The following is an 11,294-nucleotide window of genomic DNA, read 5'->3' as shown; positions in this document are numbered from 1 at the left end:
TATCCTCTTTTTTTATCCTGTTATTATTTCCTGCTCTGTTTTTTGCCAATCCTGAAAAAGAGGCTCCGGCAAATTAACCAAAAGAAAAAACTGAGGCTACCTTTTATATTGCCGGTGATGCCGTTGCCTCGGGGGCAGAACATATTAATAATGCTCGGATTATCTACCAGCATCCTGTTGAAAAATCCGTAAAGAAAAAATCGCATACAAACGCCTCAAAAAAAGCGGTTTTACCTCAACGAAGTTTGTCTAACAAACCAAAAAAATTGCAGGACAAACTGTGTACATCTAAGGTATATGGCGATAATACTTCTAATTCGGTGTTTCAGAAAAGCACTGTTGAATCCGGCAAATATAACCGACAGGAAAACAATCTCTTTTTTGGACCTTTTCTTGCGCAGGTTGAGATTGGTACACAATCATTAATCCACAAAGAACCTGTCTTCACGTTTCAGATCATATACTCAGCTAAAACGCAGCAGAACAGAATTTTTATCAGAGCACCGGGTAACAACTTTTAAACAACAAGTTACTCAGTTATCAATATAAATTAAAATAAATGAAACATAAATATATATTATACACTTTAATTTTTTCATTGGCCAACTTCACATTAGTAAATGCTCAAACAGATCTGGACAGTGATAATGACGGTATCACAGATTGCATTGAAAAAGGAATCGGTAATATTACAGATCTACGCGATGTTTTTGCACTGAATGAGAATGCCAATATCCCTGCAACTAAGATATCTACGTATCCTTATGAAGTCCAGCTAACTCCAGACACATCAAGTCAGGGGGGACAAATCTGGTCTAATGGGAAAGTTGATTTCACTAAAAGTTTTACTTTAAAATATCAATTCTACGCAGGTACAAAAGATGGTAATGGAGCTGATGGCTTTACAGCAGTTTTCCATAATGATGCTGAAGGGCAAACAGCCAGTGGAGACAATGGTCAGGGTCTAGGAGCAAAAGGAATAAAAAACGGCATCGCACTGGAAGTTGACACGTGGGACAACGGAGGCAATATCAATGGGACAACGGACTATGACATCTCTGATGACCACGGAGCAATCTGGGCAACCAGTGACCAAATAACACTTAGTAAACCAGTTTCGATAGGTACAAATGGTAATGTTGAAGACGGCAATTGGCATACAGTTATCATTACCTGGGATTATACAACAACAACCCTCAGCTATACTGTGGATGGTGTAAATGCCGGAAGTCACATGTTTACAACCTCTGATCCAATCAGACAATACCTTGGAGGTTTGGATACTGCTTATTATGGCTATACTGCATCTACTGGTGGATTTTCTAACGACCAAAGAATTGCGTTTAACAATCTTTGTGCTGATTTGCCTATATTTTTAGATACAGACGGTGACGGGATTCCCAACCATTTGGATTTGGATTCTGATGGAGACGGCTGTTATGATGCCATAGAAGGTGATGGTGATATCACCATTGGGCAACTTAATCCTGATGGTAGTATTAGTGGAGCTGTTGACAGTAACGGGATCCCAACACTAGCTAGGGGCGGACAAGGTATAGGAAGTGCCTATGATTATTCTGTTGTTGCATGTTGTTCTACCGAAACAGACGGTGTAGCGTTTGAAGCTAAAAATGGGACGCCTTATACATTCACGGCACCTGCAGCAGATTTTGGATTCCAGTTTGATATATACACGTTAGATAATTCGTTTAATCTTGAGGTTAATGGCGTTGCTCTGGCGACAAAAGAGATTCAGTTTCAGGCAGGAGATTCTACACTTCCTCAAAATATCCGTTTTGCAGATGGAGAACTATACGGTGGCGCAGTTCCAAATATTTGGCAAATTACAGGTGATTTTTCTGCACCAGCAGTCAGAGTGATAATAAGCCCATCGGGATCTGTTTCTTTCTTTGGCAGCAAATCTTCTGGCGGAGTCTTGGAACCTTTACAACTTTTCAACGGTAATGTTGTTAATACAATTAATTGGAATACATCGGGGACAAATGAAATTAAAGTTTCTCAGTATGTCATAGGAACAACTTACATCACCGGTTATGGCAGCGGAAAGAAAATCAGCCCTTGTGTATGTTACAACCCAGCTAATACAAGCGGTATAGCACAACCTGTGAAAGTTGGGATCACGACCCTCAACAGGGCCGGCGCAGAGCAGGCTGACCAATGGCCTATGTCTAGAAGCTCTGCACATATTGCTTTGGAATCAAATACAAAAGGATTTGTTATTACAAGAATTGCAAAATCCAACTTAGGAAATATCAGCCAACCCCAGGAGGGCATGATGGTTTACGATACCGAAGATAAATGTTTGAAAATCTATTCTGATGGTGCATGGCATTGTTTTAAAGCGCCTGCGTGCCAATAACCTTAAAAATTAAATAATGAAAAATCATATTTCTCTAATATTAGTTTTACTTTCCTTTTCTGCTAAAAGCCAGGTAATTATTGGTGATAATGTAGGTTCGGCGTCAGATAAAACATCTGTATTGTTAGAATTTGCAATGGGGCAGAAAAAGGGACTCATCCTTCCTTATGTAAAAGCTTTGCCTACAAATGTTACAGAAGGAACGATTGTACTTGATGCTACGGATCCTGCAAAAGCCCGTGTAAAATATTTTAACGGAACATGGCAGGACCTCAGCGGACAGGATGGGCAGGTCACCAATGAGCTTACAACACAAGCTACAACGGCGGAATCGTCTGACAGCAAAGTTATAATTGGTAGCGACACAGCTTCTGCCGACGGCGTGTTGGTTTTGGAATCTCAGACTAAAGCAATGATTCTGCCTTTGGTTGGCAGCACAGACGACATCCCTAAACCATCACCAGGTATGATGGTTTTTGTGAACAGAAGTGGTGGTAAGCGCCTTGCTATTTTCAACGGAAATGCCTGGTCTTACTGGAAACCTTAATTGATAAAGACGTAACAAAAAGCCTTTCAGAGTTACTCTGAAAGGCTTTTTTTATACCACTTGGACAGATATTATTTCGTCCAGGTTATTCTTGTTGTTTTTACATCGTGAGAATTGGTACCTATCATAATATCAAAATCACCAGCCTCCCAATCGTATTTTAAATCATTATTAAAGAATTTGAGATCCTCCGGAGAAATTCGGAAAGTCACTTTTTTGCTTTCACCAGCTTTGAGGTAAACTTTCTGGAAACCTTTGAGCTCTTTTACCGGCCTTGTAATGCTGCCTACCAGATCTCTGATATATAACTGCACGACTTCGGCACCATCGTACTTCCCATTATTTGATAATGTGACAGAAGCCTCAACAGAAGTATTGCCTGAAGGTTTTGCATTGCTCACCGCAACTTCCGAATAGCCAAAATTGGTATAACTCAAACCATATCCAAACGGATAGAGTGGCGTATTACACTCATCAAGATAATTAGAACGGAATTTTTCAAACTGGCATTTATCCGTATTTTCTGCACTTAGAGGGCGTCCTGTATTTTTAGCATTATAGTAGATTGGTACCTGGCCCACACTTCTCGGGAAGGTCATTGGCAGTTTTCCGGACGGGTTAACTTTACCGAACAGCACATCAGAAATGGCGTAACCCGCCATACTGCCCGGGAACCACACATTCAGGATAGCATCAGCTAACTGTGATTCTTCGGTCAAAACCAATGGGCGACCTGTAAACAAAACCAAAACGATTGGTTTACCGGTTTTCTTAAGTTCTTTTAGTAATTCTTGTTGTGTTTCAGGTATAGTAATATCTGTCCTGGAACTGGACTCGCCACTCATCTCCGCACTTTCGCCAATGGCTAAAACAATAACGTCTGCCTTGCCTGCGAGATCAACAGCCTCTTTTCTGATCTGCTCAGCAGGGCGACTGTCCCTGCCAGAGGTTTTACCAAACATGGATGCACGTTCTTCCATTTTTTCGGATTCGTAGATATTGCTTCCTTTGGCAAAAAGAAAATTAACGTCTTTACCAATTGTCTCCTTCAGCCCTCGTAAAAGCGAAATAGAATTGGCATGTTTTGAAGCAACACTCCAGGTGCCGGTCATATTCATGGCATTATCAGCCAATGGCCCAATCACAGCTACTGTGCCAGACTTTTTAAGTGGCAAGGTCTGATTGTCATTTTTCATCAAGACCATAGAATTAGAAGCTATTGTTTTTGCAGCTTCCAGATGCTTGGGACTGAACACCTCTTTTTGCGATCTTTTGGAATCGGTATATTTATAAGGATCATCAAAAAGCCCCAGATCATATTTGGCTTCTAAAATCCTTCTGGCAGCATCGGTAACACTCTGTTCTTTGACTTTACCTTCGGAAATTGATTTTTTGAGTGTTTTCAGGAATCCTTCGCCTACCATATCCATGTCAATCCCGGCGTTCATTGCTAACGCTGAGACCTGTTGCAGGTCGCCCAGACCGTGGTCTATCATCTCATTAATCCCGGTATAATCCGTCACGACAAACCCATTGAATTTCCACTGGTTTCTTAATACATCGGTCATCAGCCAACGGTTACCTGTAGCAGGGATACCATCTACCTCATTAAATGATGCCATCACAGAACCTGCACCAGCATCCACTGCTGCTTTGTATGGCGGGAAATAAGTGTTGTACATCTGCAAACGGCTCATATCAACAGTATTGTAATCGCGTCCGCCTTCGGGTGCACCGTATAATGCAAAGTGTTTAACACATGCCAGCATGGTGTTGTTTTTAGATAGATCGTTCCCCTGGTAACCATACACCATTGCCTTTGCAATTTCACTTCCCAGATAAGGGTCTTCTCCTGAACCTTCGGAAACTCTTCCCCATCGCGGTTCTCTGGAGATGTCTACCATTGGGGAGAAAGTCCAGTTGATACCATCAGCAGTCGATTCCTGTGCTGCAATCTGAGCAGATCTCTGGATCATATCCATATCCCAGGAAGATGCCAGCCCCAACGGAATAGGAAATGTAGTCTCGTAGCCATGTATCACATCCATCCCAAAAATCATAGGGATTTTTAAACGGCTTTTTTCAACTGCTACTTTCTGTACATCACGGATCTTGTTGACACCTTTGATATTAAACAGACCTCCTACAAGCCCCTGCTCTATCTTTTTACCAATGTCTGAACTCTGAGCCTGGCCGGTTGTAAAATCACCTGCTGACGGTAAATTGAGCTGTCCGATTTTCTCATCAAGTGTCATCCTGGAAATCAGATTATCAATAAAAACCTTTTTCTTAGATTGATATTTTTCTGACTGGAATGACTGAACCGGCTTGGTTATGATCTCCTGCGCTAAAAAATAAGGCGATAAAGCCAGCGTAGCCAAGATTACAAACTTTTTCATTGTATATATTTTTATTTACTTATTAATTTTTGTGAAAACATCCAGCTCCAAAGTTTGGGATCAGCATAAGTTGAATCCCAGGAGTTATGATTGTCATTAGGGAAAATAGTCAACTCTGCTTTTGGATTGACAGGGTGCAGCTTCTGATAAAAATTGAATGCATTCTCCGGGAGCACCACATCATCCATCCCGCCATGGAACAGTTTTATGTTCAAATTTTTATACTGGTGTATATTGGCCACCATCACACGGTCTGTAGGAGCACAAACAGCAGCCACTGCTGCAAACATCTCAGGATGTTCACCAGCCAGCTTCAGGGTACCCCAGCCTCCCATCGATAAACCTGTGAGATAGATTCTGTCTTTATCTATTTTATATTTTTCGGATATTTCTTTGATAAGAAAATAGACAGCATCGGTATCCCACCATGTATTTTCGGGGCATTGCGGAGCCAGAATAGCTACAGGTTCCTGCATCAGGTTTCTATAGGTAAAAGGACTGTGCGCTTTTACAATTTCCAGATTATCTCCCCGCTCACCGGAACCATGCAAAAAGACAATAAGTGGCAATTTTGTTTTTGAATTTTGCGGAATATCCAGAATATAAGAGAGTTTTTTCTGAATCTTAACCTCTTTATTGAATTCGGATTTTATCTCCTGCGCAGGAGAAAATGTTGAAAATCCCAATAGGAGAAGTGGTAAATATTTTAGTTTTAAGGTCATAATTATTATTTTAGAAATATCTGTAGTACCAGATATAAAATGTTAATTTGTATGTCTTAATTTTATAATTATATCGGATCCCGAATCTCGACTAACTCTAATTTTATATGTCATAATTTGAATCACCGAAAATCCTTATTCCTTTTTCTGTAGGAAATTCTGTTGCTTTTTAATCCATTAATAGTAATAGATCAATTGCCTCACGATCTCTTTAGGATTATGAATGAAAACAATATTGAGCTTCCAAAAAACTTATTGAATCAATATGAGACAATAAATATCCTGCCCTAAAGATAATGATTTTAACTAATCTATCTTATGCTTTTCTGATTTGAAACCGATTTTTTTGAGGCCACTTCTAACTTCGGGAGCACTCATAAAAAGATCCCAAAGCAAACCAGATCTATAATTTTCTATCATTGGTGCAATAGTACCCTGATCTATAGCCAGGTAACGTGGTGTAAACCAATTGTCATAATGGATTGATGTAGCATCATACGGGCCTGCCTTTCCTATAAAGTCAGGCTTTTCCTGGTAAAGAAATCTAAGAAAATCCATGGATTCTTTAGGGGTGTAAGGCATAGAGCTAAGCGCCGCCGTTGGGACAATAACACCCAAATCTTCCTTCATAGGCTGATGTGCGGCATATCCCGTAGTGCCATCCTTATTTCTGGTATAACCTGCAGTCAGGCCCCAATATTTTTCTGAATATCCATTGAATTTCAAAGGATTTTCTACACAATATTTATAATCGATCAACACCTGATTCCGGTTGAGGTCCCAGTAGCTTTTTACATATTTGTCTGACAGGCCTCTTGGATCTAAACCCAGATACGAATATTGGCTCCAAAATAGCGGGCCCCCAAACTCTTCTGCATAATTATGCTTAACATACAGTGGCAGGCCATATTTGGTACGGTCTGTCGTGTAAGTTCCGTTGCGTGTCCAGCCCTTATTATAGGTATCATAATCTATAGAATGGTCTGGTGAAGCTGCTGCAAGAACATAGGTGATAAGGCATTCGTTATAGCCCTGAAGCGGAAAGTTCATTTCCCAGCCATAATTTGGGGACCAGTGCCAGTATAGAACCTTCTCTCCTCCTTTGGTATACCAGTTCCATTCTACGCCTTTCCAGAGCTTGTCCATTTTTGCAGCCAAAACTTTTTCTTCGTCATTTCCGTTTTTGAAATATTCGCGGACACAGATAATTCCTTGAGTAAGAAAAGCTGTTTCTACCAAATCTCCGCCATTATCTTTTTTTCCAAACGGGACTACTTTTCCTGTTTCACCATTAATCCAATGTGACCAAGCGCCGTGGAAACGATCTGCTTTTTCCAGAAAATCTGCAATATGTGTCAATCTTTTAACCGCTTCCTGGCGAGGAATAAATTTTCTGTCTACACCAACTAAAATCGTCATCAAACCAAATCCTGATCCACCAGTTGTAGTCACGTCTTTGTCATTATCCGGATAGATATTGTCTTCGTGATAACGTTCTCTTCCTAATAATGAATGAGGTTCTGCAAAGTCCCAAAAATATTTTAGGGCATCACTTTGGACTTTGTCCATTAGTTGGTTGTCGGACAATATTTCAGTTTTGAGCTCTGTCTTATTTGATATTGGTTGCTGATTACTTTTGCATGATACCAGAGCCAATAGGGAAACCACTGATATTGATATTATACTTCTCATAACAAATAGTATTTTCTATTAAAAAAAAGAGGAGAATAAAAACTCTCCTCTTAAAATTGTTTAAGATTAATTGTAACCCGGGTTTTGGGTAAGAACACCTTTGCTGTCTGTAATGGCCTGTAAAGGAATGGGAAAGAGTTCATTGACACCTTTTTTAAACCCTAAAGGTCCAAGGTAAGTTTCTGCCTGACCTGTCCTTACAAGATCAAGAAACCTGTCCATCTCCATTGCCAACTCCACCCTTCTTTCCTGCCAGATAGCTAATCTTATTGCAGATTGTGTAGAAGCAGTTGTATTTGCTAGTTCAGCTCTGTTTCTTATTTTATTAATATTGGTAACTGCAACAGAAGTATTGCCCAATTCATTAGCCGCTTCTGCATTGATTAAAAGAATATCAGCAAACCTTAGAATTCTAATATTCTGAATTGATCCATATCCGCAGGTGGCATTGTTCAAAGCTTTTGGAACATATACTTTCTGATTCCAGGTGTTGCCTGCTTGTGGGTCTCCTTTTTTGATAAGATCACCTTCCGGCGTTGTTTCCCCTTCTCTCAAAATACTAAGTTCCTTTCTTATATCACCAGCTTCAAATGCATTTTCCAAAGCCTGAGTTGGTGTAAAAAACCCCCATCCGAATTGATTTCTTACGCCTTGAACCTCCGCATATTGGCTACCTCCAAACTCTGCCGAACATTGGCAATTAACTTCGAAAACAGACTCAGAACCAAATTCTCCATCTGGCCTGAACAGATGATTAAAATCCGGGTCTAGCTGATAACCCATATTGATGACCAGATTAGACGTGTCATAAGCTTTCTGATAGTCTTTCATATAAAGGTAAACCTTAGACAATAGTCCCAATGCACCGCCTTTTGTCACTCTGCCGAGATCTGATGATGGATAAGTAGCTGGCAACACTTGAGAAGCTTCTGTTAAATCCTTTACAATAAAATCATACACTTCTGCTGCTGTGTTTCTTGGTTTGATATAATTCTTGTCTGCTGGCAAACCATCAAAAATAGGTACACCACCATAAACCCTAACTAAATTAAAATAAAAGTAAGCTCTAAGCATCTTTGCTTCTGCCAATAATCTACTTTTTAGGGCAGCATCCATTTCTATATTTGGCACGTTCGTAATCACCTGATTGGCCCTGTTTACGGCCTGCCATTGTCCAGTCCAATAACCATGTACACCGTCGGTACTTGCATTATACTTAAATTGATCAAAATCGTTGATAAATGCTGCGTCACCCGGATTGGATCCTTTTTCTACATCATCTCCCGTTACTCCCAATATATTCTGTGCAGGAAACCCTGAATTTTCCCAGCTTCTAAGAAAACTGTAAATGGCATTGGTTGCCTTCATGGCATCACTTTCTGTTTTGAAAAAGTCGTCGCTGACAACTACTCCTTCTTGCTTGATATCAACAAAATCATCACTACAGTTTACTAGTAATGAAAATATAGATAGAGTTAAAAATATTTTTTTCATGCTGTTCTAATTAAAATGTTAAGTTCATCCCCATAGTATAGATTGCTGAGATAGGATAGATATTATTATCAACACCCATTTGCACTCTGTCTGTATTCATAATCTCAGGAGAGAATCCGTTATACTTGAAACTTGTCCAAGGGTTTTGTGCACTTAGATAAATTCTTAGTTTTTTTACAGATAAAGATTCTGCTATGGCTTTTGGCAAAGTATAGCCTACTTGTACATTCCTAATCCTGAAGTAGCTGCCGTCTTCCACATAAAAACTACTTGGCAGAATAACAGATTGATTAGAGGTTATCATCGCATTGGTATTGGATGTACCGGCACCGTGCCATCTGTTATTGTACATATCCAGATCCCAACTTTCGTTACCATATCTTTGCTCACGGTTATAGTTGTAGATTTTGTTACCAAATACACCTTGGAAATCAACCGCTATATCAATAGCATATATATTAAGATTAAATCCAAATCCGTAAGTTCCCTTAGGTACTGGGCTTCCCAAGAAAGTCTTATCCCTCGTATCTATAATACCATTACCATCTAAATCAGCAAACTTAAACCATCCAGCCTTTGCATCGGTTTGTCCTGAGGCTGCAGCCTCTGCATCGGTTTGGAAAACCCCGGCAACCTGATAACCATAATAAGAGCCAACTGCCTGACCGGTTTGTAATCTGATAATTGAGTTATTAAAGAGACTGGCTCCAGTTTCTAAGAATGATCCGCCGTAAACATCTGTAATCTCATTTTTAAGAGATGTGAAGTTACCATAGACTCCCAAATTGATATTTTCGTTAATCTTCGTATTATAATTGGCAGTTACTTCAAAACCCTTATTTTTAAAAGAATAAGCATTTGTAACATAGTTTCTCCAGTTTTCTGCTCCTGAAACCGTTCCCTGGAAAATACCGTATACAACATCCTTTGATTCTTTATTAAAATAAGCGGCATCAATTTTCAGCTTATTGTTCAAAAGTGCCATTTCCACACCGTAATCCATACCAGTTGTGGTTTCCCATCCAATCGTTGGATCTATTATTGTGGTGATTGTTGCAGCTGGATAACCGGTATTGCCATAGTAGGCACCACTGCCTATTACAGACACATTCTGTGTATAAGCCCTGCCTACATTAGGGTTACCTAATTTACCCCAGCTTGCTCTGAATTTTAGTAAATTAAATACATTTTGCTCACTCATAAAATCTTCCTTAGAAAGAACCCATCCAACACTTACGGCAGGAAAAGTTTTGTATCTGTCAACAGAAATCTGCGAGGTAGCATCCCTACGTACAGAAGCATTTAATAAATATTTTCCAGCATAATCATAATTGACTCTGCCAAAAAAAGATTCAATACGTTTTTGATCTTGAGTTGCATCAGGGCGGCCACCAGCAGTAGCTGGAGCGGTATCGTTATAGTAGAAGATATCAGTTCCACTGCCAATATTTAGAGAGCCATTGGTCCCATCATAATTTACGTTTTTAGCAGTCCAGACTTCCTCTGACCGGGAATCTCTAATTCTTGAGAAACCTGCTAACAGGTCAAAATTGTGGCTGCCAAAACTTTTTTTCCAATTAATTGTATTATCCCAAACATAATTTCTGTATCGGTTTTGCCTTGTAATCAGACTTGATATAGATGGTTGCGGAATATAGGTTATAGCAGGCGTATAATCGTACTGGCTTGGGCTGTAGTTGTCCGTAGTATAACTGCTTCTAAAAGTAAAATCTTTTAAAAATTTGATTTCTGCCCATACATTATTAAGTAAGCGATCCTGTCTTATCTGAGATCTGTAAAGATCAAGCTGGGCTCGTGGATTGGTTACATTTACAAGAGTAATATATTGGTATGTTCCCGTAGCTGGATTGATTACATCATATACCGGCGGTGCAATACGCGCATTGAGAAGTGGGTTGTTTGCCCTGTCTTCTCTTGTTTTGGAATATGAAAAATTATTTCCAATAACCCGTAGTGCATTATAGAAAAGGTTGCTCAAGTGACTAAAAATTAGTATATTGTATTGACTACCAATCAAATACAATTATGAGCAACCTTGA

8 protein-coding genes are annotated in these 11,294 nt (G+C 39.6%); 3 read left to right on the top strand and 5 right to left on the bottom strand.

Annotation, left to right across the window (positions count from 1 at the left end):
* Window positions 1–266 precede the first annotated feature (266 nt).
* The 3 genes from B0B05_RS04770 to B0B05_RS04760 are packed head-to-tail and all read left to right on the top strand — an operon-like array spanning window position 267 to window position 2,927.
* Entirely contained in the window at window positions 267–521 is a 255-nt protein-coding gene (locus B0B05_RS04770; protein ID WP_143745946.1) for a hypothetical protein, read from the top strand.
* A 38-nt stretch (window positions 522–559) separates the two neighbouring features.
* Window positions 560–2,380 carry an L-type lectin-domain containing protein gene (locus B0B05_RS04765; protein WP_076782339.1) on the top strand — a complete coding sequence of 607 codons (1,821 nt, stop codon included), beginning with the start codon at window positions 560–562 and terminating at the stop codon, window positions 2,378–2,380.
* Window positions 2,381–2,396: 16 nt separating this feature from the next.
* A complete protein-coding gene (locus B0B05_RS04760; protein ID WP_076782338.1) occupies window positions 2,397–2,927 on the top strand; it encodes a hypothetical protein in 531 nt (176 codons plus the stop codon).
* A gap of 71 nt (window positions 2,928–2,998) precedes the next feature.
* Here the strand turns inward: B0B05_RS04760 and bglX are convergent, their stop codons facing one another.
* The 5 genes from bglX to B0B05_RS04735 form a co-directional block, all read right to left on the bottom strand.
* Entirely contained in the window at window positions 2,999–5,326 is a 2,328-nt protein-coding gene (gene bglX / locus B0B05_RS04755; protein WP_076782337.1) for a beta-glucosidase BglX, read from the bottom strand.
* Window positions 5,327–5,337: 11 nt separating this feature from the next.
* Window positions 5,338–6,048, bottom strand: coding sequence for a carboxylesterase family protein (locus B0B05_RS04750; RefSeq protein WP_076782336.1), 711 nt, complete (start codon window positions 6,046–6,048; stop codon window positions 5,338–5,340).
* A 306-nt stretch (window positions 6,049–6,354) separates the two neighbouring features.
* Window positions 6,355–7,740: a glucoamylase family protein gene (locus B0B05_RS04745; protein WP_076782335.1), complete on the bottom strand. Its 1,386-nt coding sequence runs from the start codon at window positions 7,738–7,740 to the stop codon at window positions 6,355–6,357.
* Between the two features lie 66 nt (window positions 7,741–7,806).
* A complete protein-coding gene (locus tag B0B05_RS04740) occupies window positions 7,807–9,234 on the bottom strand; it encodes a RagB/SusD family nutrient uptake outer membrane protein (protein ID WP_076782334.1) in 1,428 nt (475 codons plus the stop codon).
* 10 nt (window positions 9,235–9,244) lie between these two features.
* A complete protein-coding gene (locus B0B05_RS04735) occupies window positions 9,245–11,233 on the bottom strand; it encodes a SusC/RagA family TonB-linked outer membrane protein (protein ID WP_076782333.1) in 1,989 nt (662 codons plus the stop codon).
* Window positions 11,234–11,294: the final 61 nt, after the last annotated feature.

Origin of the sequence: Epilithonimonas bovis DSM 19482, assembly GCF_900108115.1 — a bacterium.
Classification (GTDB): Bacteria; Bacteroidota; Bacteroidia; order Flavobacteriales; family Weeksellaceae; genus Epilithonimonas; species Epilithonimonas bovis.
The sequence above is the reverse complement of the archived record's forward strand: the minus strand, read 5'-3'. Positions and strand labels throughout refer to the sequence as shown.

What these genes read in the sequence shown, in the direction of transcription:
- B0B05_RS04765 (WP_076782339.1), top strand. Translation starts at nt 560, where the DNA reads ATGAAACATAAATATATATTATACACTTTAATTTTTTCATTGGCCAAC.
- B0B05_RS04760 (WP_076782338.1), top strand. Translation starts at nt 2,397, where the DNA reads ATGAAAAATCATATTTCTCTAATATTAGTTTTACTTTCCTTTTCTGCT.
- bglX (WP_076782337.1), bottom strand. Translation starts at nt 5,326, where the DNA reads ATGAAAAAGTTTGTAATCTTGGCTACGCTGGCTTTATCGCCTTATTTT.
- B0B05_RS04750 (WP_076782336.1), bottom strand. Translation starts at nt 6,048, where the DNA reads ATGACCTTAAAACTAAAATATTTACCACTTCTCCTATTGGGATTTTCA.
- B0B05_RS04745 (WP_076782335.1), bottom strand. Translation starts at nt 7,740, where the DNA reads ATGAGAAGTATAATATCAATATCAGTGGTTTCCCTATTGGCTCTGGTA.
- B0B05_RS04740 (WP_076782334.1), bottom strand. Translation starts at nt 9,234, where the DNA reads ATGAAAAAAATATTTTTAACTCTATCTATATTTTCATTACTAGTAAAC.